Annotated in this window: 22 protein-coding genes; 3 read left to right on the forward strand and 19 right to left on the reverse strand. The window is 43.9% G+C overall.

Going from position 1 to position 25,656, the window contains the following annotated elements; genetic code table 11:
- Positions 1–131: 131 nt before the first annotated feature.
- Positions 132–539 (forward strand): hypothetical protein, encoded by a 408-nt coding sequence (locus tag MKY63_RS01885; RefSeq protein WP_036684435.1) that lies wholly within the window; start codon positions 132–134, stop codon positions 537–539.
- Positions 536–1,600 (forward strand): phosphodiester glycosidase family protein, encoded by a 1,065-nt coding sequence (locus MKY63_RS01890; protein WP_111503170.1) that lies wholly within the window; start codon positions 536–538, stop codon positions 1,598–1,600. Before MKY63_RS01885 ends, MKY63_RS01890 begins: the two co-directional genes overlap by 4 nt.
- 346 nt (positions 1,601–1,946) lie before the next feature.
- On the opposite strand, the gene MKY63_RS01895 is transcribed toward MKY63_RS01890, so the two are convergent.
- The 8 genes from MKY63_RS01895 to MKY63_RS01930 form a co-directional block, all read right to left on the reverse strand.
- Positions 1,947–2,201 carry an AbrB/MazE/SpoVT family DNA-binding domain-containing protein gene (locus MKY63_RS01895; RefSeq protein ID WP_036684437.1) on the reverse strand — a complete coding sequence of 85 codons (255 nt, stop codon included), beginning with the start codon at positions 2,199–2,201 and terminating at the stop codon, positions 1,947–1,949.
- 126 nt (positions 2,202–2,327) lie between these two features.
- Positions 2,328–2,792: a tRNA (uridine(34)/cytosine(34)/5-carboxymethylaminomethyluridine(34)-2'-O)-methyltransferase TrmL gene (gene trmL, locus MKY63_RS01900; RefSeq protein ID WP_036684439.1), complete on the reverse strand. Its 465-nt coding sequence runs from the start codon at positions 2,790–2,792 to the stop codon at positions 2,328–2,330.
- A 124-nt stretch (positions 2,793–2,916) separates the two neighbouring features.
- Positions 2,917–4,005, reverse strand: coding sequence for a 3-phosphoserine/phosphohydroxythreonine transaminase (serC, locus tag MKY63_RS01905; protein WP_036684441.1), 1,089 nt, complete (start codon positions 4,003–4,005; stop codon positions 2,917–2,919).
- A gap of 106 nt (positions 4,006–4,111) precedes the next feature.
- Positions 4,112–4,999 (reverse strand): hypothetical protein, encoded by an 888-nt coding sequence (locus MKY63_RS01910; protein ID WP_036684443.1) that lies wholly within the window; start codon positions 4,997–4,999, stop codon positions 4,112–4,114.
- Positions 5,000–5,110: 111 nt separating this feature from the next.
- The gene (locus MKY63_RS01915) at positions 5,111–7,849 is read right to left on the reverse strand and encodes a cellobiose phosphorylase (RefSeq protein WP_339811339.1); all 2,739 of its coding nucleotides are present in this window, start codon (positions 7,847–7,849) and stop codon (positions 5,111–5,113) included.
- 29 nt (positions 7,850–7,878) lie between these two features.
- Positions 7,879–8,715: a carbohydrate ABC transporter permease gene (locus tag MKY63_RS01920; protein WP_036684447.1), complete on the reverse strand. Its 837-nt coding sequence runs from the start codon at positions 8,713–8,715 to the stop codon at positions 7,879–7,881.
- The gene (locus tag MKY63_RS01925; protein WP_036684449.1) at positions 8,715–9,608 is read right to left on the reverse strand and encodes a sugar ABC transporter permease; all 894 of its coding nucleotides are present in this window, start codon (positions 9,606–9,608) and stop codon (positions 8,715–8,717) included. Before MKY63_RS01925 ends, MKY63_RS01920 begins: the two co-directional genes overlap by 1 nt.
- A gap of 126 nt (positions 9,609–9,734) precedes the next feature.
- Positions 9,735–11,105, reverse strand: a complete 1,371-nt coding sequence (locus MKY63_RS01930; RefSeq protein WP_036684451.1) for an extracellular solute-binding protein — start codon at positions 11,103–11,105, stop codon at positions 9,735–9,737.
- A gap of 376 nt (positions 11,106–11,481) precedes the next feature.
- Between MKY63_RS01930 and MKY63_RS01935 the strand changes: the two genes are divergently transcribed.
- A complete protein-coding gene (locus tag MKY63_RS01935) occupies positions 11,482–12,516 on the forward strand; it encodes a LacI family DNA-binding transcriptional regulator (protein ID WP_076101584.1) in 1,035 nt (344 codons plus the stop codon).
- Between the two features lie 660 nt (positions 12,517–13,176).
- Here the strand turns inward: MKY63_RS01935 and glnA are convergent.
- The 11 genes from glnA to MKY63_RS01990 form a co-directional block, all read right to left on the reverse strand.
- Positions 13,177–14,601: a type I glutamate--ammonia ligase gene (gene glnA, locus MKY63_RS01940; RefSeq protein WP_036684454.1), complete on the reverse strand. Its 1,425-nt coding sequence runs from the start codon at positions 14,599–14,601 to the stop codon at positions 13,177–13,179.
- A 283-nt stretch (positions 14,602–14,884) separates the two neighbouring features.
- A complete protein-coding gene (gene aroF, locus MKY63_RS01945) occupies positions 14,885–15,931 on the reverse strand; it encodes a 3-deoxy-7-phosphoheptulonate synthase (RefSeq protein ID WP_036684456.1) in 1,047 nt (348 codons plus the stop codon).
- A gap of 264 nt (positions 15,932–16,195) precedes the next feature.
- Positions 16,196–17,152, reverse strand: a complete 957-nt coding sequence (locus tag MKY63_RS01950; RefSeq protein WP_036684457.1) for a 4-hydroxy-3-methylbut-2-enyl diphosphate reductase — start codon at positions 17,150–17,152, stop codon at positions 16,196–16,198.
- A 59-nt stretch (positions 17,153–17,211) separates the two neighbouring features.
- On the reverse strand, positions 17,212–18,660 hold the full coding sequence (locus tag MKY63_RS01955; protein WP_036684459.1) for a HAMP domain-containing sensor histidine kinase: 1,449 nt from the start codon (positions 18,658–18,660) through the stop codon (positions 17,212–17,214).
- 1 nt (position 18,661) lies between these two features.
- Entirely contained in the window at positions 18,662–19,351 is a 690-nt protein-coding gene (locus MKY63_RS01960; protein WP_036684461.1) for a response regulator transcription factor, read from the reverse strand.
- Between the two features lie 105 nt (positions 19,352–19,456).
- Positions 19,457–21,133, reverse strand: coding sequence for a trypsin-like peptidase domain-containing protein (locus tag MKY63_RS01965; RefSeq protein ID WP_339811343.1), 1,677 nt, complete (start codon positions 21,131–21,133; stop codon positions 19,457–19,459).
- 237 nt (positions 21,134–21,370) lie between these two features.
- Entirely contained in the window at positions 21,371–22,024 is a 654-nt protein-coding gene (locus MKY63_RS01970; protein ID WP_036684464.1) for a response regulator transcription factor, read from the reverse strand.
- Positions 22,025–22,027: 3 nt separating this feature from the next.
- A complete protein-coding gene (locus MKY63_RS01975; RefSeq protein WP_036684466.1) occupies positions 22,028–23,104 on the reverse strand; it encodes a sensor histidine kinase in 1,077 nt (358 codons plus the stop codon).
- A complete protein-coding gene (gene liaF / locus MKY63_RS01980) occupies positions 23,105–24,178 on the reverse strand; it encodes a cell wall-active antibiotics response protein LiaF (RefSeq protein ID WP_036684468.1) in 1,074 nt (357 codons plus the stop codon).
- 239 nt (positions 24,179–24,417) lie between these two features.
- A complete protein-coding gene (locus tag MKY63_RS01985; protein ID WP_156113077.1) occupies positions 24,418–24,561 on the reverse strand; it encodes a hypothetical protein in 144 nt (47 codons plus the stop codon).
- Positions 24,562–24,707: 146 nt separating this feature from the next.
- On the reverse strand, positions 24,708–25,556 hold the full coding sequence (locus MKY63_RS01990) for a 3D domain-containing protein (RefSeq protein WP_235219506.1): 849 nt from the start codon (positions 25,554–25,556) through the stop codon (positions 24,708–24,710).
- Positions 25,557–25,656: the final 100 nt, after the last annotated feature.

Consider the following 25,656-nt stretch of genomic DNA (forward strand, 5'->3'; position numbering starts at 1 on the left):
AAATTGTATCGCAGTAGTTTAATAGGATGCAATTACTTTTTCTAGTTTTCATACTCTCTTACATTTTTGCGAATCTTGTCAAAGTCTGATAGAATGGGGACTTGAAAAAAAGACCAACCCGAGGTGATAAAATGCAACCGCTAGCGGAAACGTCCCCGGTACGCTCGCGCTCTACTACTGCGAGAAACGGCCCTTCCGTAAAATGGTTTTTACTGTTCTGGATTATGATGATCGGACTCGGCGTATATGCTGTATACAGCTACACGAACCATCTGAAGCAACAAGTGCTAACCGAACTTAGTACTCAGAGCCAGCAGCAGCTTACCGTTTTAAAGACCGACTATGAAGCAAAAATTGCCGTTCTCTCTGAAGAAGTGAAGGAATTGCAGAATACAGTGCAAAGCTTTAACGAACTATTAACCTTCACTAAAGATAATGCTAGTGCCAAGACAGATAACAGCAACAAGCTATATACGCAATTGAGTGAGGTAAGCAAACAGTTAGAAGCTTTGAAGAAAGAAATGGATCTGATCAAATGATGACGCCAGTCAAAAGAGTAAATCGCTTCTTCATGCTTCTAACTGCACCGTTCATAGGCTTGTTTATATGTATGTCGTGGTATCGACCACCGCTACAGCTAGACCTTGATGTAGGACAATTCACACCAAGCGCTGGGCCAGTGAATGAAACAGCTTCCTTAAAAAAAGAGCTGACTCTGGCAGAGGCCTCCGCAGCTTACACCATTGATGCTGTCAGCGCTAGTGCCAAGCTATATAAAGAGACTACCACTACGATGAATAAGCTGGTCGAAACAGCAAAGACTCAGGCGAACCGGCCTGAACTGATCTATAACCGCAGGATTTCAGCCAAGCTTGGTATACCTTCAGAGATTGTTACCAGCGACCGTATAAGAGTTGAGTTATATCGATTGAATCCAGGAAACTACAAAGCTTATGCGTTGAAAATCAAATTGAAGGACCCGACCGCTATGAAGATGAGCTTGGCGGAGACAGCCTCCGGTGCGGAAACTACTATGCATGCCGTACAGCGTAATGGTGCCATTGCTGGTATTAATGCGGGCGGCTTTGCAGATCAATCCGGAAAACGTTATCCCTTAAGCACAACTGTAGTGGATGGAAAGTATTTATACGGTTTTGAGCCAACGTACAAGGACCTAAGTTTTGTTGGGCTGAACAAATCCGGGCAATTAATCGGCGGGAAATTCTACAGTCGCGCACAATTAGATCAGCTAGATCCGGTATTCGGCGCCACCTTTGTGCCTGTCCTCCTTAAAAACAACATTAAAACACCCATACCCGAAAAGTGGAAAACATCCCCTAATCGGGCACCACGTACCGTGATCGGCAAATATAAAGATGATCAGATCCTGCTTTTTGTAGCAGATGGATATAATGAGTATGGCAGCTCTGGTGCACAGCTGGAGGAGATTCAGAACAAATTATCGAATATGGGCCTCGTAGATGCTTATAATTTAGATGGTGGTGGCTCTTCCTCATTGATCTTTAACGGAAGAGTTATCAATAAACCATCCGATGGAAATCTAAGAGCTGTGCCAACGAATTTCCTGTTTTTTAAATAATATAGTAAATTCTCTATGTAACATATCACATTTGCGTTTATTTTTATTAAATTGCAGGTTATAATCTTGATAACGAATACATTCGCTATTGGAGGTGCCAGTATGTCGTTCTCATTAACCTTTTGGATCGTAATGTTCGTATTTGTGTTATTTACGGTCGGCATCCTTACCTCATCTTACAACGACGACAAAACAAAAGGCCTATAAAGCCGATATGTCCCTGCAGCCACTTGGTGCGGGGGCATTTTTCGTATACATAAAAAAACTGCCCCCAAGTAGAAGAGTTCTACGAAGAGGACAGTTTTTTTATAAGCTCTTGGCTGTCAAAATTCAAAATATGTACTTCTTAGGCATGTCTTGGCAATTGAGTCATTTCCGAAAGGCATGCAGAACAAATATAACGATCTTTATATTCGCTTACACCATCCATTGATCCACAGAAAACACATTTTGGACGGTAACGCTCCAAGATGATATGGTCACCCTGTACCAAAATTTCAACCGGGTCGCCTTCATTCATCTGATACCTTTTACGCAGGGACTTAGGCAGAACAATTCTACCCAACTGATCCACTTTGCGAACTACACCAGCAGGTTTCATAACTAACGTACACCTCTCCTGTTCAAGAAAAATTATTTAGTAGCTACTACTTATTTCGGCTCTTTCAATATATTTCGTTACCTAATTGTCGAATCCTGCTGAAAAAAATAAAAAATTTGTCTTTTTTTAAATAAGATTAGGAAAATCCAATTGTCGAAGCGCCTCGTACACAATAATAGCTGCCGAATTGGATAAATTCAGAGATCTCACAGCATCACTCATTGGCATGCGCATTTTTGTTTCTTTACCTGCTTCTAGAATCTCTGCAGAAAGCCCCTTCGTTTCCTTGCCAAAAACAAAAAAATCGCCATCTTGGAACTCAAAGTCACTGTATCTTTTCTCTGCTTTCGTCGTTGCGTAAAAGAAACGCCCCTCGTTATATTTCTCCAAAACCTCAGCAAAGGAGTCGTGATATTCAATAGTAACAGCATGCCAATAGTCTAATCCTGCTCTTTTTAATGTAGCATCGTCTGTACGGAATCCGAGTGGACGAACCAAGTGAAGATGAGTGCCTGTAGCGGCGCAAGTACGCGCAATGTTGCCAGTATTGGCCGGAATTTCCGGCTCGACTAATACGATATGGAGTGCCATTATATGGTTCCTTCCTCTCTAAAGGCTTAATAGCCAGATGTTTTACTCTAGTGCCTAACCATAGCTTCTCCAAACAAACTGAAAACCTTCCACCAAGAAGGCGGAAGGTTATAGATAGAATTCATTAACCTTGAGTTTGCCGGAAATGGTTCATGAAATCGGACAGTGCTTTTACACTTTCGTAAGGAACTGCATTGTAGATGGAAGCACGCAAGCCCCCAACACTGCGGTGACCCTTTAAGCCGACAAAACCTTCCAGTTCAGCAGCTTTGACAAACTGCTTTTCGAGTTCTTCTGATTGCATCCGGAAAGTAACGTTCATAATAGAGCGGCTGCCTTGTTCTGCAACGCCACGGTAGAAACCGTCACTTCCATCGATGTGATCATATAACAGACCCGATTTTTCAAGGTTCTTGGAATGGATGCCAGCTAAGCCGCCTTGCTCCTCAATCCATTTTAATACTTCGTTCACCATATATACAGAGAAAGATGGAGGTGTATTGTAAAGAGAGTTATTCTTATAATGAGTGCTGTAACGCATGATAGTAGGAATGTTAGAAGGTGATTCTGCAAGCAATTCTTCTTTCGCGATAACTACAGTCACGCCTGAAGGTCCAAGGTTCTTTTGTGCTCCGGCATAGATCATTCCGAATTGGTTCACATCGATTGGACGGCAAAGTATATCACTAGACATATCCGCGATTAACGGAATCGAGCCTGCATCCGGAAATTCTGCATATTGCGTTCCTTCAATGGTCTCGTTGGAAGTAACATGAAGGTAAGCAGCATTCTCCGCAGCTTTGATCGAACTTAATTCAGGTATAGCCAAGAATTTCTTATCTTCGGAAGAAGCAGCAACATGAGCGCCTCCTACCAATTTGGCTTCTTTATAAGCTTTATCCGCCCAGCTACCTGTCATTACATAGCTACCTACTTGGCCTTCGGAAATCAAGTTCATAGGGATCATTGCAAACTGTGTGCTTGCTCCGCCTTGTACGAACAATACCTTATAGCCCTTCGGATTGCCGAGGAGCGAAAGCAGACGTTCCTGCGCTTCATTATGCACGGATTCGTAAATTGCACCACGGTGCGACATCTCCATGATAGACATTCCACTTTCCCGGAAATCAACAAACTCCGCTTGTGCGCGTTCCAGTACCGTAAGCGGCAATGCTGCCGGTCCGGCATTAAAATTGTATGCTCTCTTATTCAAAACTGCTCCCCACCCTTTCTCTCCTATCAATATGGATATGGTTATGATAGCAATATTCTCCCGCACCAGCAAGTATAATTATTCACATAAAAGGTTAAGACGGTACTCATTTCGCAGTGAAAAACCGGTAAGATCGGCGCCAGCTCTTGCTTTGACGCGGTAAAAGACTAATGTTCACAAATACTTCAGGAGAGACTACATGACCTTCTCCCCACAGGGCCATACGTTCTACTGGAAAGTCCCCACTCTCTCGCACGCCCGTTCCACTAGGCTTATGAACCAACTCCCAGGTGAACTCATTTTCCTGACCTTCCCAACCGCTCAACTTGCAATAAAAGGGTTTATCCGGTTCCTTTGACCAAGTAAGAGTATTCCCGGATACCTCTAGCAATTCTTTCGTATAGGAGGATTCTGGTTCTACTACCTTGAGTTCCCTCGGAAGACGCAGTTCAAAATCCTGCCCAATATTCAACCCATCGATTCCGATGAAATTGTGAATATATTCCTCCGTATGGAAAGGCTTTTGACCTTTGTTATGCAATTCATATGCAATTGTTAATTGATCCCCCTGTAAAGAAATCGTTTTGGTTAGCTGCACAGCATATCCGTTGCTTTCCATTGGGTGGATCGTATATGTGACCGCATCATTCCCTGCTTCGACATCCTTACTAAAAGAGGTTAAAGGGAACTCCTCATTGAAGCTGTATAATGGGGAATTTCCTTTTTGTAACAATCCGACTCCGATTTTTGGAAACCAGCCTCCGATTGGCGCTTCATCATATCCAATTGCCCGGGAAATGCCAAACTCATTACAAAGCCCCTTGCCTCCAGTTCCTTCGCCTGGCTTCAAGCTTTCCGGCACACAAAACGTATGTTTCCCCTCTTCTAATGTCACCTGTGTAATAAATCCTGTCCAGTCAAAACGAGTGCCCTTATACTCTCCGATATCAGCGATATCGACAGTTAATATGCCATTTGACAGTCTGCAACCCATACCTAACGCGCCCTTTCGTTCATTGTTACAATGAATAAATATTCATTATTGAAAAAAACGTCTGCAGCCGCTATGAATAACGGTGCAGACGTCTTAAAATATCGTATAAAGCTACGCCAATGTCACTTCAATCAAGTGGCATTTCTCTGTCTGCAGAGAGAGCAACTCTTCACGCGGAATAATCGCACTTCCTGAGCCGCGCTGCAGCGTCACCTCGCTGCCATTCAGGGTAACAGAGTGTATTTGGTACTCCCCGTAGTTTAAGCTTCCTGTGGCTTTATAGACCACTTCAAACTCGCGATCCGCGAAGATTGTCTTAATAGAGGCTTTTCCCTCGGAATCAAACTGCTCTTTAACAAGCTTCGGTTGCAACAAAAGATCACCTAGCTTACCTTTTACACCAAATACTTCAGTAACCATAGTTAACAGCAGCCAGCTTGCTGATCCTGTTAAATACGTATACATCCCTCTGCCTTGCTCGTTAATATACTCAGGAATTCCTGGGTATATGCGGGCTTTTGCAAAGTCAGTACTTAAGCTATACAGAGATTCTAATACTTTATGTCCTTCTTTCACATATCCGCGTTTATACAATGCATTGCCATACATGATGGTCATGTGACTGAACATAGCACCGTTCTCTTTATGTCCAAAGGCAAAGCCAAAGGCACGACCCAGATTCTGCTGGATCCCTCCGAAACGGGAATTAAGTCTGTACCCAATTTTGTCATCCAGTAGATTACGATCCACGGCGGCAATGATATGCGGAATTTGCTCTGGTGCAGCTGCATGGCCCATCAGCGGGAATACTTGACCCGTAAGCGTCATTCGAACGCCTTCTGCGAATTCCCCTTCCACTTGTTCTCCATCATTATTATAATAACCGTTAAACCAGCCTCCACCGTGTTCACTTTCCACCCACTCATTGCGGCGCAAGTGATTAAAGATCCACTCTGCTTTTTGTTCCAGATCGTCCGCTACTGTCTCTATGTCGAGTGCTGCACGAATACCGCTGACTTTGTTCGGAGCGGCAGCATAATATTGATTAAGTCTTTCATGCTTGCCTGATACAGATTCATAATCCACTTGATCACCAAGCGAATCTAGCAATAGTTTCATTTCTTCTGCCAATTCAACTGTCTCTTGCCCTTTAGAAGTCTTTAGCGTACGCAGCACACGAGAAATATCCAATAAGTTACTTGCGTAGAATGCTGTGAAAGCTACACTCTCACCCCGGTCTGCGCCCATATCAAGACCATCATTCCAGTCTGCGCCCTCCAGCAGGATATTATTGTGCTCTCCAACATTAAAGAACGGAACCAGATTTTGCAGTAGGATATGCTCCAGAATCGTACCTTTATAAACCTCACCAGAAGTAGTTCTGAGATCACTTCCCAGCGAGGTATCCCATGAATTATCGCGTTCCTTACAGCGACTCATAAAGGTATCGCGGAAATACGTCTGTTCCTGCAATAAGAAATCAAGATCACCACTCTGATCCAGATATAACATAGTCGTTAAGAACGGCCAAGCTCCATGATCCATCCACACCCGCGGGATGTTGTTACGGTCGGCAATAAATTCACCAGGCTGTTGACCGATAATAGTGGCATTACTACCATCTATTCTTACCCCGGCGTAGTTGTTCAGCAGTAAGCTGCGTACTTCAGCCGGTTCCATAATAAGGAGTGCTAGACAATCCTGCCAAAGATCCCGCCAGCCACGTCCGCCCCTTCCATAATCATGATAAGGCAAGAAGGAGTTACCATAAAGTCTTCTCAGCACGGGTTGAATCGTAACCCATTTCATCCATTGGTCAGCATCTGAATCACCGGTATGAAATTCTACCATATTCACTTTATCTGCCCAGAAGGCTTTAGTTTCCTCAAGCAAATGATCAAAAGCTTCAGATGTACCATATTTGTTCATCAAGGCATCCACGTCAATTCTCTCATTATGGATCGCCATAACTACTATATAAGAATGGCTGTCACCAGGAGACAGATTAAGCGCCTCGTAACGAAGACCCCCGATAGCCTCATATCCCTCTCTTTGTACACCTCCACCCGTGCCAATCTCCGGCGTGTTGTTCAGGATAACAGCTTCTGGCCAATCCAGACTTCCACCTTCTCCAATGAACTCCTCCTGCACTGGAAAGAAACCAGCAGGTTGACTGCCGTCACCCTCTGCACCAAATACTCCATAAGAAGTGTGATTGATGCGGTGTCCCCGCTCATCAAAGGAGAGCGCAGGCTGAACCTCAACACCATAAGGTGAAGTATAGATCCGGTTAAGCAAAGAGGTTACATGTCTATGATCGCGCAGATCATCTGCCGAACGCGCGTAGATCGGAACTACCGCTGTCGGTGTCAGCGTAATAACCTCTGCTATTGTATTCGTCAACGTAACCTTCATTAGTTCGACCTTATCATTACCGCTTGGCACAAAGCTGGTGATTTCAGCTTTAACACCCATCTCTGCGTTACAACGCGTTACGCGTTGCCACAGGAAACCAGCCTCTAGTACTGCTTCATCAGTAGACGATGTATAGAAATCGGCATTTTGCTTAGCGGAGTTCCCCACTGCCGACCAAGCTCCCTTGCCTTCTACGTATACCCAGAAGTTACGGGAAGCCCGCGAATTATGCAAATCTTCAACAGATAATGGCGGTGTCAAAAATGTATTATGACCTGTGGTAACCTGACCATGAAGTTTTGGAGTTACCGTCGACATCATTCCCCCTTCATTCACTAGAGGGAAATATAGAAAACTGCTGCGATCCGGTTGCTGAAGCCTGAATTCCCCATCATTTCCGGTGAATTCGAAGCCATGAATTTTATTACGATCCATTCTCTCCATCCTCTCATTTACACAACTACTTAAGCTTTAACCGCACCTGCCAATGCACCGTCAACGATATACTTTTGAATGAAGGTGTATAGGATGATAAGCGGTGCAGATACGATCATGATCCCGCACGCCAACATAGGCCAGTTGTTCCCGTATTGACCGCGGAATTCTTTAAGCCCGAAGGTGATTGGATAGTTTTCTGGACTCGGTAAATACATGACCGGCCCCACGAAGTCATTCCAGATACTAATTGCTGTTAGAATAACACCTGTAGCAATTACTGGTTTCATAAGTGGCATGATGATCTGGAACAAATAACGCATATATCCAGCGCCATCCATACCTGCTGCTTCATCCATCTCCCGGCTAATTCCTTTGATGTAACCTACAAACATCATGAACACGATACCCGTTCCGCCTGTTTTAAGGAGAATGTAACCCAGCTTCGTGTCATAACCTACAAATCCTAGCTCCTGTTTCATGGTAAGCATCAGCTTGAACTGTGCGACCATTGGATTCGGCAGGAACTGAGACATCAAGAAGAACAAATAAATAAATCCGCTCCACTTCACATAATTTCTCGCCACCGGGAAGGCCCCGAATAACGAAACAATTAGGGTCAGCACTGTTGCCACAGCTGTATACAGCAGACTGTTTAAGAAATAATTAGAGAAATTACCCTGTAGCCAAGCTTCTTTATAATTATCCCATTGAATACTTTTTACGAGACCGATAGGATCTAACAGATATTCTGTAAAGGACTTGAATGAAATATTGATTACAAATAACAACGGCATGATATACAAAACAAGCAACACTGCAATCAGAATATAAGAGAGAGTTTTGGCGGTTTTGGAATCCTTCATTAATATTCCACCTCTCTCTTACGCATTTGTTTCACTGCAAATACTACAAACACCAGAATCATAAGGAACTGAACCACGGAAAGCGCGGAAGGAAGTCCCATCTGTAGAGAACCACGGAACGTCTCTTTATAAACGTCATATGCCATCGTTCTTGTGTTAAAGCGACCGTCCGTAGTTGCGAGAATAATATCAAAGGTGGACATCGCACCGATAATAGACAAAATAATGTTAATCGTAAAGGATGGAGCGATAAGTGGGAATGTGATATTTTTAAAAGATTGCCACTTCGTAGTTCCGTCTATATATCCAGCCTCATACAAATCTTTCGGTACGGATTGTAGTCCCGCAAGGAAAATCAGCATCGAATAACCCATATACATCCAAATTTGCGTAAATATAATATAACCGAACGCATGAGTGAAGCTTCCAAAGAACATATCTTTATAACCGAACAAAGAATCATACAGTTGGTTAACCGGACCACTCAGCGGATCGAACATCATGCCCCATACCAGTGCAACTACCGCTACACCAAGCACAACCGGTAAAAAGAATACCGCGCGATAGAAATAATCGCCTTTCAGCTTCTGATTGATAACTACGGCCATAAGCAGACCGACACCGTTCTGTACAATGGTTACAATGACCATGAAATAAATAGTACGTATAATGGAATCCCAACGCTCGCCTGAATTTCCTGAGTAAAATACATCATAATAATTGTCAAGGCCTACAAAACTCATCTTGCTTCCAGGAACGTTAGTGATATCTGTAAATGAATAGATAACCGTCATCATAGATGGGCCAAAATAGAAAATTACATACAATGATAATGGAATCATTAGCAGCAGAAGCGGTATATATCGTTTAATACCTTTCCCGAACGGATACATTTCTCTCACCTACCCAATCCTAATTCAATAAAATGATCGGGGCCTGCACAAAACAGACCCCGAAGTTGTAAAACATGTTTGGTGTACAGTATGTTGTAGATTCTTTTTATTTATCGGGATAGCTACTTATTTAGGTGCTGCTGCTTCCCATTCTTTTTGTTGTACATCTGCAAGCTCTTTAGCGGTTTTAAACTCGCCGCCTGGTGCCAAATATTCAGTGTGAACGCCTTCAGCTGCAATGTGCTCACCAACGTTATCACGGTTAATCATCATAATTTCATAAGCAAGTTCGAAATCTCCAGTCATGTATGGAGCAAGTTCTTTGTCAATAAAGTCACTTTCAGTGGCAATATTGTCTTGTGTAGGCAAGAATCCAGCTGCTTTAACATATTCTGTGTAGTTTTCTGGTTCAGAGAAGAATTCCAGCCATTTCAAAGCGCCTTCTTTGTTCGGGCCTTTTTCTGCTGCATACCAAGTTACATCGTATTTACCGACAAGAGAATTATTCTTAGCAGCATCTTCTGTAGCTGGGATTGGGAAGTAACCAAATTTCACATCTGGATTTGCTGCCGCGATCGTAGGAGCATCCCAAGTTCCGTCAGCAATCATAGCTGCTTTTCCTGTTGCGAAAAACGAAGGTGCTGTTGCATAGTCGATACCCAAGAAACCGTCGATGATGTAGTTATCTTGAAGCGTCTTCATTTTCTCCAATACTTCTACAGCCTCAGCATCGTTAAACGCCGAAGTTCCCTTCCAAACCCCTTCAATCCATTGTTGTTGGTTGCCGCCACCCAGAATCTTGGCTTGCAAACCGAACACTGGCAATTTCAAAGGCCATACATCCTTACCAGCCACTACGATTGGAACAATACTCTTTGCTTTCAATGTATCTAGAACACTAATGAACTCTGTCCAAGTTGTAGGTACAGTCAGCCCGTTTTGTTCAAAAATTTCTTTATTATAGAAGAATCCTGACATCGCTACTTTACCGGTTGGGATTGCATACACTTTATCTTTATAAGTGCCGGCTTTAGCAATATCATTCGCATTGTAGTTTTTAACGAAAGCTTCGCCGCTCAGATCAGCAATCAGTCCGGAATCAATCCATTGTTGCCAGTCTGGCACTTTCGCACCTGGTGTCCAATCTTTCGGAGACAATCTCATACCGGATAGATCGGCAAGTACATCTACGTCACCAGCTGTAATTCTTGCTCTTTGTGCTTGTTTGAATTCATCATCCGGACCAGTGGTTGTGTACTCCACTTTGTATTCCGGATATTTTTCTTCAAACTTTTTATTAATTTCTGTAATGACCTTGTTAATATTCTCTTGTTTCCAGTGTAAGATCTTAATCACTTTCTTATCACCAGATGCAGGCTTGTTTGTTCCGCTGCCCGGAGTAGCCTCACCATTCGCGTTGTTATTGCCGCTTCCACATGCTGCTAATGAGAGCACTAGCGCTGAGCTCAACAATACCGCAGAAAGCTTCTTTACCATTTTGTTACCCCCCAGATAATTTGTTATGACCCTTTAACGAAACCACATGCTAATTTCTGAAAATCACGAAACAGTAAGGATGATATCACAGAAAGCGGTTTCGGTATTTTCATTATTGCATCGTTATTTGTCTTTGTAAAGTCTTTTTTCATTGTTCATTTTTGAACGTTTTTTGAACCAATCATTCAAAAAAACCTTTAATATCAAGCATAATCCTAGTTTAAGAGTAAACATTCCATTGACTATAATCTTATTGAACTATAAAATAAGTAACGAAACTATTTCGTAAATCATAAATTCAAGTCATAAAAAAATAGCCTTGAGTAGATTTTAAACATATATTACGGAACATTTTTCACTATAAGGGGGACTTAATTTGGCCTACAGCATCAAAGATATAGCGAAAATTGCTGGAGTTTCTGTTTCGACAGTATCCAAAATCATTAATAACTACAGTGATATTTCGGAAGATACCAAGACAAGGGTTCAACAAATTATAAAAGAAACTGGATATACCCCCTCCAATTCAGCTAAAACATTGGCTACGAAATCGTCCAATCTAATCGGAGTGATTTTTGCCGGAATGCTGAATGTCGACTTTACCCACCCTTTTTTCATCGAGGTGCTAAATTCATTTAAAAAACAAATGGGACTACTAGGTTACGACCTTATCTTTTTTTCCAATGAAAAATTCCAAAGTGGCGATACTAACGATTATCTTGCCCGTTGTCAGCATTTTAATGTAGATGGGTGTGTGCTTCTATCCGGACAGGAGCTAGAAACCTCTATCAGCGAATTAGACAACAGTGCAATTCCATGTATCGGCGTAGATTTAAAACTAACGGGTGACAACTCTGGCTTTATCATGTCGGATAATTTCAAAATGTCCTCCAAAGTGGTAGAACACTTTTATTTACTGGGCTATCGAGAGCTTGGCTACATCGGCAGCTCCTCAGATTCAGACATCTCCAATATGCGCGAAAGTGGTTATCGCAAAGCTCTTGAAGATTTGGGGCTGCCTATTAACGAGAATTGGTTCTTAAACGGAAGTAACTTCTTTGAGGCCAGTGGGTATGAGACGATGCGTAGAATGATTGAGAATGGAAATTTACCTAGAGCGATCTTCGCAGCGTCCGATCAGCTTGCTATAGGGGCGATGCGTGCCCTTAAAGAGGCTTCTATCGCTGTTCCTGAAACTGTTGCAATTATTGGCTGTGATGATATTGAGGCCTGCAATTATACAACACCCCTATTGACTACCATCCGCCAAAATAAAGATAAGATCGGTCGCCTAGCAGCACTAATGCTGTATGATCTAATAAACAACCAATCAGGTACGAGTTCTTTCAGCGTAGAACCAGAGCTTATCATTAGAGAGTCCTGCGGCGCTCCTGAACGGGGGCTAGTGTAGCCTTTCTCGGAGAATACACGAATAGCAAAAAGGGGCTGTCCCAAGCAGCCATTTTATGGCTTGGTGACAGCCTTTTTATGTTTCTTAACACTACTTGATGCCCAAATGGATTCAAGGGCGTACCTAGTGCACTCCAAATGATGCAATAAGTGAAGTACTTATAAAATAATTGGGGAATTTCTCCCTAAAAATCAGAGATTTCTGTTCATCGGACTTATAATTAGGGAAAACTTCCCTGAATTTTGGCCTATTCAGTAACTAATAAAGAAATCACCCTGATTATTAGGGAGGAATTCCCTGATTTCGTTCATTTAGAGCAAATATCGGCTATTTTTAGGGAGTTTTTCCCTAATTAGTTTAAATCCACTTTGTACATCACATAAACACAGAACGCATATCGCTCACCGTACATAGTCCAGCGTCACAGATACCACAAATCATATACTGCAAGCCGAACGGAAATCACACCTAACAGTCACCTACCGCCCACCCCAATAACATAGAACACTACTCATGGCTTAGAACACTATGCGTGGCACACATTCATAAAGTACAATAAAATCCATTACTTTCCCAATTCAAAAAAAGAAGCTGCCTCCAAGTAGAATCACTACTTTTGAGACAGCTTCTTTTATTATAAAGATTATAATAGCAGGAATCTTATAGATCGAAGTACAGGGCATATTCATGTGGATGAACACGAATCGCTACCTCTTGTGCTTCAGAACGTTTCAGAGCAATATAGTTATCGATGAAGTCCTTAGTAAATACGTCGCCTTCTGTTAGGAACTCGTAATCAGCTTCCAAAGAATCAAGCGCTTCGCTCAGGCTGCCTGGAACGCTGCGGATTTTTTCTTTATCTGCATCAGACAATTCATAGATGTTCTTATCAAGAGGACCATAACCCAGTTCTTGCGGGTTGATCTTGTTCTTGATTCCGTCCAGACCTGCCATCAGCATTGCGGAGAATGCCAAGTAAGGGTTAGCCGTGGAATCCGGTGTACGGAATTCGATACGACAGCCTTTTGGTGTCACAGCTGCTACTGGGATACGAACTGCTGCAGAACGATTTCCTTTGGAGTAAACCAAGTTAACCGGTGCTTCGTAGCCAGGAACCAGACGCTTAAAGGAGTTGGTGCTTGGGTTAGTCAAAGCGATCAATGCTGGTGCATGGTACAAAATACCACCGATATAATGAAGAGCCATTTCGCTCAGGTTAGCATAAGCGCCTTTTTCATAGAACAAAGGAGTATCTCCGTCAAAGATCGATTGATGCACGTGCATTCCGCTACCGTTATCACCAAACAGCGGTTTTGGCATGAAGGTTGCTACCTTGCCATACTGACGTGCAGTGTTTTGTACAATATATTTATAAGTCATGAGATTATCAGCAGTTTTCTTCAAGGTATCAAAACGGAAGTTAATTTCCGCTTGACCTGCAGTGGCTACTTCATGGTGATGACGTTCAATGCGTAGTCCAACTTCAGCAAGCAGACGGCACATCTCACTACGGATATCCTGTTGGGAGTCAACTGGCGCTACAGGAACATATCCACCTTTAACGCCAACTTTAAATGCCAAGTTGCCGCCCTCTTCTTTACGACCCGTATTCCAAGCCGCTTCTTCAGAATCTACGAAGAATGAGGATCTGTTCATGCCACTTTCGTAACGAACATCGTCAAAGATAAAGAATTCTGATTCAGGTGCGAAGAATGCAGATGTACCTACTCCGCTTTTTTGCAGGAATTCTTCTGCTTTCACAGCAATACCGCGAGGATCGCGCTCATAACGTTCGCCATCAGGAGTGAAAATGTCGCACATCACGTTCAGCGTTGGATGAGCTGTAAACGGATCTATGAACACACTATTCGGATCAGGCATCATAACCATGTCTGATTCTTCAATACCACGGAAACCTTTGATGGAAGAACCGTCGAATGCTACCCCATTTACAAAAGTTTCATCTTCCACTTCAGAAGCTGGCAGAGAGATGTGGTGGGCACGACCACCTAAATCTACGAATCGAAAATCTACCCACTCGATATTGTTCTCTTTAATTGTTTGCAACACTTTTTCAACCGACATGAATTTTTCCTCCCCCAAGTTCCGAACATTAGGCCGCTCACAGTATGCAAATGTTCTTGTTTTAATTTTTTTTGCTGTCGTAATTATAAATCTCATACCTAACATCGTCAATGCTTATGTCAGGTATTTCTTTCAGCAATGTAAGATATTCTAACGCTTTCGTGAAATCTGTTATTTTCGCATATTTTCATGTCACATTTATTTTATTCAACTCCAAAAAAACCCTCTTTTCCCACTAGGTCGCGGGTTAAGAGGGCTTCCGAGGAAGCTCTTAGATTGAATTTTATAGCGCCGAAACCGTTTCTGGCGAAGTAGAAAACTTACGTCCAACAATTGGAGCCAGCTTTTCCAGATCTTTAAGCAGGTTATCAAACTGATCAGGGAATAACGATTGAACACCATCACCTGTCATGGAATTGTCCGGATCTGTGTGCATTTCGATAATTAGCCCGTTTGCACCAGCAGCAACAGAAGCTTTGGCCATAGGCTCAACTAACTCACGACGACCGGTTCCGTGACTTGGGTCAGAGATTACTGGAAGATGGCTTAAGCTTTGTAGAACTGGAATAGCCGATAGATCCAGTGTGTTACGAGTGTAGGTCTCAAATGTGCGAATACCGCGCTCACAGAGCATTACATCCTTATTACCGCCTGCCAAAATGTACTCCGCTGCATTGAGCAACTCATCATAGGTCGCACTGAAGCCACGTTTTAGAAGAACAGGTCTGCCACAGGTACCCAGCTTGCGCAGCAAATCAAAGTTCTGCATATTCCGTGTACCCACCTGCAGAATATCCGCATGCTCCGCACAGATATCAACATACTCCGGTGTCATAACCTCTGTAATCGTCAACAGGCCATGACGCTTTCCTGCTTCAGCCATCATAGTCAAACCTTCCACACCTACGCCTTGGAAGCTGTACGGTCCTGTGCGGGGCTTAAACGCGCCTCCACGAAGTACCTGAGCACCAGACGCTTTAACAAGCCGGGCGATCTCATCAATCTGCTCTGGAGACTCAACGGCGCAAGGTCCGCCCATGATCACCAGGTTTTCTCCACCAATCTTCACACCCTTGATATCAATAATCGTATCCTCAGGATGGAAATCCCGGCTGGCCAGCTTGTAGGATTTGGAGATCTTCACGACGTTCTCTACACCCTTCATTTGCCGCAAATGCTCGGCGAGCTTAGGAGTGACGCCTCCCACTAAACCTATCACCGTGTGATCTGCTCCTCTGGAGAGATGCACCTGCAAACCTTCTTTTTCGATTACGGCAATTATATCTTTAACCTGCTCTTCCGGTGTTTGATTTGATGTAATGACGATCATATTTATAACTCCCTCTCTACACTTAAAATTTATAATAATTCCGCTAGATACTATCGCGCTACGACGCGTGTTCGCTTTTAAGCTTTTATGCTTTTAATCACTAAAGCAATTCTACCTCAAAAAGCGATTATAGTCAATCTATATTCTAGATTCCTATGCTGGAAGCGTTCTTTCGATAAAAAAGAGCACTTAACCTCGACTGACGAAGTTAAGCGCTCTTGTTGCAGCGTTCATAATATATAAGTTCGAGCCTAGCCCATTACATTAAGTAGTACTTGCACTCTTATTCTTAACCGGTGGCAGCAGCTTCGCCATATTCACAGTACGTTTAATCTCCCACGTCTCCGGATTAGCCGAATCATACTGATCTAAGTAGTTAATCACTTCTTTGGTGATAGGTGTAGGTGTGGATGCGCCAGAAGTGACCCCGACGATATTCACACCCTCTAACCATTCTGTTTGGAGTTCAGACACATCAGAAATACGATGGGCAGGAACCCCAGCGATTTCTTCCGACACCTGTGCCAGACGATTAGAGTTGTTGCTTCGCGGATCACCGACAACAATCACCAGATCACATTGCCCTGCTTGTTCCGCTACAGCCTCTTGACGTACCTGGGTAGCCATACATATCTCATTATGCACTTCAGCACCTGGGAAGGTCTCCAGAAGCTTTTTCATGATATGTTTAATATCCCACTGGCTCATAGTAGTCTGATTCGTAATGACGATACGTGAAGAAGGGATGGATAACGTAGCAATCTCATCTTCTTTTTCAATCAGATGCACATGCTCAGGGGCAATACCCACAGCACCCTCTGGTTCCGGATGGCCTTTTTTGCCGATATAAATGACCTCATAACCATCATCTACTTTTTCCTGAATAAGATCGTGGGTCTTCGTGACATCAGGACAGGTGGCGTCGACCGTAGTCAGACCCTTGTCCCTTGCCATCTTGCGCACCTCAGGAGAAACCCCGTGTGCAGTGAATATAACAGTCCCACTATCCACTTTATCCAGAATATCCAGACGATTATGTCCGTCCAAAGTAATAATGCCATCATCTTCGAACGAATTCGTGACATGACTGTTATGAACAATCATACCCAGTATATAAATCGGCCGGGGAAGATCGAGATTTTGCGCAGCCTGCCGTGCCATAACCATTGCATCGACAACTCCGTAACAATATCCCCGGGGAGAGATTTTAATGACTTCCATGAGTTCACCAGCTTTCTGCTTTCATTGACCTCTGTAATAGGACACTTCTAAATTATACCCTATTCCAGCGGCGGAGCAAAGAGAAGCGGCAACCAGATGACAAAAGTAGTACCCTCACCTTGGCGTGTAACAACCTCCACAGACCCACCATGCTCGTCAATAATCCACTTAGCAATGGATAGACCAAGCCCAATCCCTTCCGTAATTCCACGCGATTCATCCGCACGATAGAAACGATCGAAGATATATGGAACCTCATCTTTATCCATACCAATACCTGTATCAGTGATCCGAATACCAACCTGATTCTGATAGAAAAGGGTATCCAAACTCACGATGCCAGAAGGCGTGTACTTAAAGGCATTATCAATAAAAATAAAGAGCATTTGCTGTAGATAATCTTTATTCCCAACTATATATTTGCCGTTTAAGACTGACATATCACCTGTAACCCACTCGGCTTGACGCGGCAGGAAAGAGGCGCGGCGCGCAATCTCATTCATCATCGGTTCCAGTGCCACGGGCTCTATATCAAAAGTACGTCCAGTATCCGCACGCGCGAGCGAGAGCATATCCGCTACCAAGCGGCTCATACGCTTAGACTCGTCTGCGATATCCTGCACCGATTCAAGCGATAGCTGGCGAATCTCAGCTTCACTCATCTTCCCTTCTCCGGGTTCCATCTCCCAAACCTTTTGCAGCAGATCAATATTTCCGCGAATCGTAGTGAGCGGTGTCCGAAGCTCGTGTGAAGCATCTGAAACGAAACGGCGCTGAGCCGCATACGAATCCTCCAGCTCTGTGTAGAATCCTTCCATACGCCCAAGCATACTGTTAACGGTCTCAATAAGTCTTCCTATCTCGTCTGGCGGCCCATCGTATTCAATACGCGAGCTTAAATCATTCCCCGTCTGAATCCCATTCGCAGCTTCAATTACTTTGCCGATTGGACTCATGGATTTGCGCGCTAGGAACAAGCCGAAGGTAAATGCCGCGATCAGGGTAGCAAAAGAACCTACGAGCAGGATAGTTTTTAAACGCTCCAAGAGCTTATTCTGTTCACCTACATAGGTAGCCACTTGTAACACAGCAGCAGGATTATTTTTATAATTTTCCAATAGAATTGGCCGTTCATAAATCAGAAATTGATTGCCTTCAATTACAACATTACGAAATCCCTGTACAATTTTATCCCGCTCGGGATAATCAAATGCAAGATTACCATTTCTCATGTTTGTCGTTCGCTGCATAACCTTAGTATCATAAACATAGATCTGTGTATACGTATTAGAATTCTCAGGAGTTCTGACCCCATCCATCATTAGTTCACCGCTGTATAAATTGATACTGAAAAATGGAATGGTCTGCTCAGCTTGCACCTGGAGGCGATTCTTCAAGTCCCCATAAGTATTAAAATAAACAAAACCGTAAATTGCGGCTGATAAGGCCAGCAGCATAACGGCCAAAATCCCTGAATACCAAGCAGTCAGCCGCAATCTTATAGACATGTTAGTTGTCACCTCTTAGAATGTAACCGGCACCCCGGATCGTTTGAATGAGGCGTTTACCGCCATGCTCCTCCGTCTTTTGACGTAGCATAGCTATGTATACCTCAAGCACATTAGATTCACCGCTATAATCATAACCCCATATTTTATCCATGATCAGATCCCGTGAAAGCACACGTTTCGGATTTTGCATAAAAAGATGAAGCAGCTCAAACTCCTTCGCTGTTAGCTCCAGTCTTTTACCGGCACGGGTAACCTCACGTGAATCCACATCCAGCGTAATATCTTCATAAGAAACCGCTTGCTCTCCACCTTCACTTTGCTCACTCTTACGCCGAAGCAGCGCACGTACACGTGCAAGCAGTTCTTCCAAGGCAAAAGGTTTAACCAGATAATCGTCCGCACCCAGATCAAGCCCTTTTACACGGTGCTCAATTTCATCCTTCGCGGTAAGCATGAGAACAGGAACATTACTGCCCCCTTCCCGCAGGCGGCGACATACTTCAAAGCCATCCACCTGAGGCATCATTACATCCAAAATTACCACATCCGGATCACTGCTCAAGATTGCCCGTAATCCATCCGCTCCATTCACCGCTGTTTTCACATCGTAACCTTCAAAAGCTAAACCTCTACGCAGCATAGAAATAATCTTTTCGTCATCATCAATAATTAGAATATTCGGTCGCATCAAGCAGCCCCCATTGTTCAGTTCTTTTTATATATTGTAGCAGTTTACATCACAATTAGACAAAAACGGAAGGGTCGCCCCTTCCGTGTGACTTACCGTCCGGTATTATTGCTGCTGACTTTGTTGTGTAGTCGTTGTATCAAAATCATTTTTGTTACCGATGGTAACTGAAAGATCCATGGTTTTACCGTCGCGCACAACATTTAATGTTACTTTATCACCAACTTTTAACGTTTGAATGAAGGTAATCAGATCTTGGTTGGTTGAATACTTCGTTCCATTCGCACCGGTAATGATATCGTAAGGGCGCAGATCAGCGGTATACGCTGGGGATTTATAGATGATATCTGCAACCACAGAACCTTCTTTAATATCCGTACCCATTTGCTTAGCAACCTCATCTGTAATCGTCATAAGAGTTGCACCAATGAAAGGTACCGGCTCTTTCGGAATGGCTTGGTTGGCTTCCAGTTTATCTACGACTTCTTTAATCGTATTCACAGCGATTGCGAAACCAATACCTTGAGAATCCGTGCTGACGGCTACGTTCATCCCGATTACCTGTCCATTCATGTTGAGCAACGGCCCACCTGAGTTACCCGGGTTGATAGAAGCATCGGTTTGCAGCAGATTTTTGTAATTACGAGTTCCACTGCCATCTTCTTCGTTAATATCAATACTGCGTCCTTTTGCACTAAGAACACCGGAAGTTACAGTATGGTCGAAGCCTTGTGGGTTACCGATAGCAACCACTTCTGAACCTACCTTTATGCTATCCGAATCTCCAAGTGCTACGGTAGGGAAATCACTATCTCCTTCAATTTTAAGCACAGCCAAATCCAGATCTTTGCTAGAACCTAGCAGCTTCGCTTCATAAGGCTTGGTTACGCCATCGACGGTTACTTGGATTACATCAGCATTGTCAATTACGTGCTGGTTGGTCAAAATATAGCCGGATTTCTCATAAATGAAGCCTGTTCCAATTCCATAAGGGATAAGCTGTGATGAAGAATCCGATCCTGATTTGGAATCCTGTTCATTTTGTGAAGAACCATTTCCACTGTATTGATCCCCGAAGAAAAATTGTGAGAAGGGATCACTCAGATTCGGGCTGGATGAGCTTCCATTACGCGAATTAGTTTTCACTAATGTCTCAATCTTAACGACTGCTGGTCCCACTGCATCAACAACACCTGTCACATCACGAGATCCAGTCACCAAGGATGTAGTAGAAGTAGAAGGCGCAACACCTGCACTCTCGCCCGTTGTCTTCGCCGTTCCATTCGTTCCGGAGCTAGTAGCAACCGTTGTAGCTGTATCTCCCGTAAACCAGTTACCTCTGTCTGCCATATACATTGAGCCCGAGAGAACGACCATACCGGCTAGGAATGATACCAGCACTGTTTTTAACGAGCTTTTTGGTTTTTTATTATATTGCCAGCCGCCGCCACCTTCAGAACCGCCACCGCCATTTCCTCCGCGGCCACCACCATTGCCATCATAGCCAGTGGTACGAAGTGATGTGTTATATGGTAAGGGCTTTACAGGCTGTGGAGGTGTAACCTCGACCCGTTCTGGCTCCATCCGATTGTAGTGCTGCGCGCCTCCGTCAGCGTTATTCTCATCTTTGTTCAAAGATTTAAAAGGTCCGTAAGAATAGTAGTAGGATGATGATCCTGTTTCAGATGAAGTATTATTATTGCTGCTATTGTTATTATTGTCCCATTCCCGATCTGGTGCTGGTCCATTGTCGCGATTGAAGTTGTTTTTGTTATCGTCCATGTTTATCTTTCCTCCTGCTTCCTGTCGCCGTGACAAGGATTAATTTGTTTTCATATTCTTATTTTGTACTTTAAACCTTAAGGTCACATTAAAAACAATTTAAGCGCAGATAAAAGATATAGGCAAATGGGAGGAGATTATACAGGGAAGCAGAAAAAAGAAGCTCGGGCGCGAAAAAGGTCGCGGCCCGAGCTTCTAAAACCATTTCAAATAGTAATGCACCTTAGTCTACAAGTCCTACCCCTGAGCCCAGCCCTTTCGATGAGCGTAAATAGCCAACTGGGTACGGTCATCAAGCTCGCATTTCATCAACAGATTGCTGACATGCGTCTTCACTGTCTTGATGCTGATATGCAGCTCCTCACCGATATCCTTATTGGTCTTGCCCTCAGCTATAAGCAGCAGGACTTCCTTCTCACGCTCTGTTAAACCGGAGGAATCACCTTGCACGGTGCGCTGGCGTATACCACGGGTCAGCGCCTGTGACACATCACCCGTCATGACGGGCATGCCGCGGTAAGCCCCTTGCAGTGCGTAGATTAACTCTTCTGCCGACACTGTTTTGAGCACGTAGCTGACAGCACCAGCCTCTATAGCATCTACAACAAGATCATCCTCCAGAAAGCTGGTGAGGATCACGATTTTGAGGCCAGGAAATTCAGCCAGCACTGCTCTTGTGGTCTCGGCACCATTCATCACAGGCATCATCAAATCCATCAGCACGAGGTCAGGCAGACCTTCATGTCCACCAGCACGCAGCATCTCCAGCGCCTCTTGTCCATTCGCCGCCTCACCGATGACCTCGAATGTAGGCTCCAGCATTAGATAAGTTTTGAGGCCCATCCGTACCATATCATGATCATCTACGAGCAACACTTTTATGACACTCATGCTCTACTCCTCCTCGTCCTGTGTATCTGTTCCTAACGATCTATTCTGCTCTAATTCTGGGTTCCCTTGAACAAACTTAGGAATATGTACACGGATCGTCGTTCCCGCACCCTTGCGGCTAATAATCTCCACTTGCCCACCCAGTTTCTCCGCGCGTTCGCGCATGGTGGTGAGACCGTAGGAGCCTTGTTTTTGCTGCACATGTTCAAAACCTTGACCGTCATCACTAATACTCAGCACAACTTGTCTTGATCCTTCACGCAGTGATAGGCTGACCAGTCTAGCTTCAGCATGCTTCACAATATTCGCCATCGCCTCTTGAATAATTAGGAACAGCTGATGTTCGATCGCTTCCGATAACTCGCCCTGAAGTTCGAGCTCCTTCATTCCTTTTAAGCCATTCTGGCGACAATAATCGGGAAACCATTTTTCCAGCGCCTCGAACAGATTTCGACCTTCCAGCTCCACTGGACGCAGTTGTGCAATTAATGCTCTCATTTGTTTTTGTGCCATCTGAGACATTGTAATCAACTGGTCCATGACCATTTGACCTTGAGCTTCATTGACCTTCAGAACTTTAGGCAGCGAAGAAGCGGACATATGGATGGCAAAAAGCTGTTGGCTCACCGTATCATGCAGATCCCGGGCCATACGCCTTCTTTCCTCCAACACCGCACTCTCCGCTGCCTGTTCCTTCTCAATAACCTCTTGTTCACCCAATCGCTGTAGAAGCTGCATCTTATTCTCAACCGTATCCATCATGACATTAAACTCGTGATACACTCGGGCAAAAGACTGATCGTCACTTTCTGGCATCCGTACGGACAGATTTCCTTTGGCTACCTGCAGCATATTCAGATCCAGATGATCAATCCGGCGCTGAATCCGCTGGCCTGCCATGTAGCCGATAACTACAGTGAACAACACAATCCCGAGACATAAGTACAGCCACATCCTATAATCCTTCACTTCGATATAACCAAGGCAAGTGCCTGCATACATCAATCCAGCGCTTACCGCTCCAGTGAGCAAAAAGTAAAACAACAGCAACCATTTGGTATTACTGAAGATTGTCCCCATCTAACCCACCGTTTTAACTTTAATGTCACCTATAAATGCACTTACATTTATACGGACTTTTTTGCCTGCTTCTTTATAATAAGGAGTCTTGCACTGTACACTGCTCATAAACCCACTGCGAGACTGATCCAGAACTTCCATATCCCCGATAAAAGAACTGCTGTTCACCGAGATGCCAAGATCCATATCATTCGGAATGTACACTTTAATGTCGCCTATAAAAGCGGAAATATTAATCCTCGTTTCGCCATAAGCAATTTGTGCATTCGTCAGATCCAGTACGGTATCGCCGATAAACTGCGAGATATTCGTGTTCTTCAGTTGGAAATGCTCGCGCCCCATGTGGACATCTCCGATAAAAGCAGAGCGATTGGTCGATTCCTTTTGATTATTTGATTCATGGAATTCCTCATGCCATTCACCATGTCTACGAGCATGACGCTCATGACGTTCCTGACGTCTGCGCTCGTGTCGTTCCTGCTTCTCTTGCCAACGTGCTTCAGCGCCGGACTTATAAGATCCTGTTTCGTCCTCATCGTCTTCTTCATCTTTTTGAAGATAGTCCTTCCAGTCGCGTTGACCAGAAGCCTTGCCGAATTTTTGCTCAAATTGTTCATCAAGTGTGGAATCCAGCGGTTTGGGCGGCTCCACATCTAGTGAGCTTTTTCCTGAAGGAAAGTGATCTGGTGGTGACGGTGGAGCTGGTGGCACAGGTGGTACTGAACCGCGTGGTTTAAAAATCACATAAAGTCCGCCGCCAATCAACATGACTGGAATGAACATTTTGAAAAAATCCCCGGCCGAAATATCAAACCAATCTAAATTCCGTCCAAGGAAAAACACTCCGATCGCCAGAAAGAAAAAGCCGCCGATAGGTGAAGAACCTTTTGATTGCTCCTCCCCTGTACCTAAAAGCCGTTTCATTCCCATTAGGATCAAGATAACCGGCCAATAATTCGAAATCAGGTAACCTAAGCTGAAATCAGTGTAACCCAATTGTCTCAGTAGAAACATAGCTCCAATCCCTATCAGGATCAGGCCGCCTAAAACCTGGCTGGTGAACCTTCTTTTCATGACTCATTTCCCCTTTAAAGTAGTGGAACGCTCTCTTCTTCAATCTTATAGCCTTAGTCTACAGGAATGAAGTGCTGAGAAACAGCGGCGAGAGAAGGAACTTCCCCTCAGTCTCTAGACTGAGATGAATGGGATAAAATTCTATTTACTTCATTATATATGAAAAAAGACTGTCCCTCAGTAATTAACTGATTTGGACAGTCTCTTTTTTTCAGCAGTCTTCTGCTTCAGTTAGCGCATTATTGTTGCGGTTTCTGAGCTGGTTTAGAAGTATTTCCACTTTGCTTAGTAGCGCCGTCATTCTCAACAGCAAACTCAGCATTGTATTTTTCATTTGGTGTTTTGTAATTTTCTTGTACTTTAGATTTCTTGTTATTGGCCACGGAATTCACCTCCTTTTCTCTTATGCAGCATAGAATATGCTTACTAAGAGAACATCTCGGAAGAGGCAATTGCTTTGCCCCAGTCCGTATTATGGCAAGGTGATGTCACTATTATGCATGACCAAGTGAAAATAAGTTCAATCCCATTAAATGGATTCTTCGAGTAGGGATTGCGGCACTGCTTTGTAAGTCTCAATCGCTTGGCTCAGCTTCTTCAGCATGACTTCCGTGCAAGTCCCGTTACCACGCTTAATGAGTTGAACTACAACCGATTTTTTGCCCCATTCCTTATACACCTGTTTCGTAGTAGCAAAATACAGATCAATCTTCCGCCCTTTAATAGCCGAGCCCGTATCAGCAACTATGGCGTATCCATAGCCCGGTATATAAAGAATACTACCCAGCGGCAAAACCTTAGGGTCAGCAGCAATGGTTGAGACTGTATTCTTATCTCTGCGCACTTTTACACCTGAATAAGTGATTCCATATTCGGGATGCTTAGATGTCTTACCTGTAGATTCATAACCCGCAGTATAGCCAGTCGCCATTACTTTCATTGAAGTAATAATCTGGTCTTCCGCGGGAGCGGCTACAGGAATAGAATTTGGTAACTGTTTTGAAGATCCGCTGCCACCATTTGTTTTAGTGGTTGGAGCTTTGGTGCTCTGCGGTGCCTTTGTCGCTGCTGGTTTATTTTTTGTTGTTGCAGGTAATACAGGTGCGACGGAATGCGCCTCGTTTGACATTAGTGTGGCGCGGCCAGTCGCAAGAACGACCTTATCATCTGTGGTTCTCATAAACACAGAATTAGCCTTGGTATATTGCAACTCGTTCGATAGCGTTTTGTTAATACCCGTGTGCTGTAAAGTGTCTCCTGTCCCAATGGCCCCTACTGCCTGTTGCTTAGATTCTGGAATGATTCCAGCAGCGGTCAATAGCAAAACGATGGTGACAAAAAGACACCAAAACCTCTGAAATATGCCCATTTTGTTCATGTGATAAACCTCCCCCTTATTAGCGAAGGTTTCCCGATTCACAAAATTTTATACATGAAGATCAGAAGTTGATCCTCATGGGCATATAACAGAGGTCTTA

This window comes from Paenibacillus sp. FSL R7-0189 (assembly GCF_037969925.1).
In the GTDB taxonomy this organism is placed as follows: domain Bacteria; phylum Bacillota; class Bacilli; order Paenibacillales; family Paenibacillaceae; genus Paenibacillus_AQ; species Paenibacillus_AQ odorifer.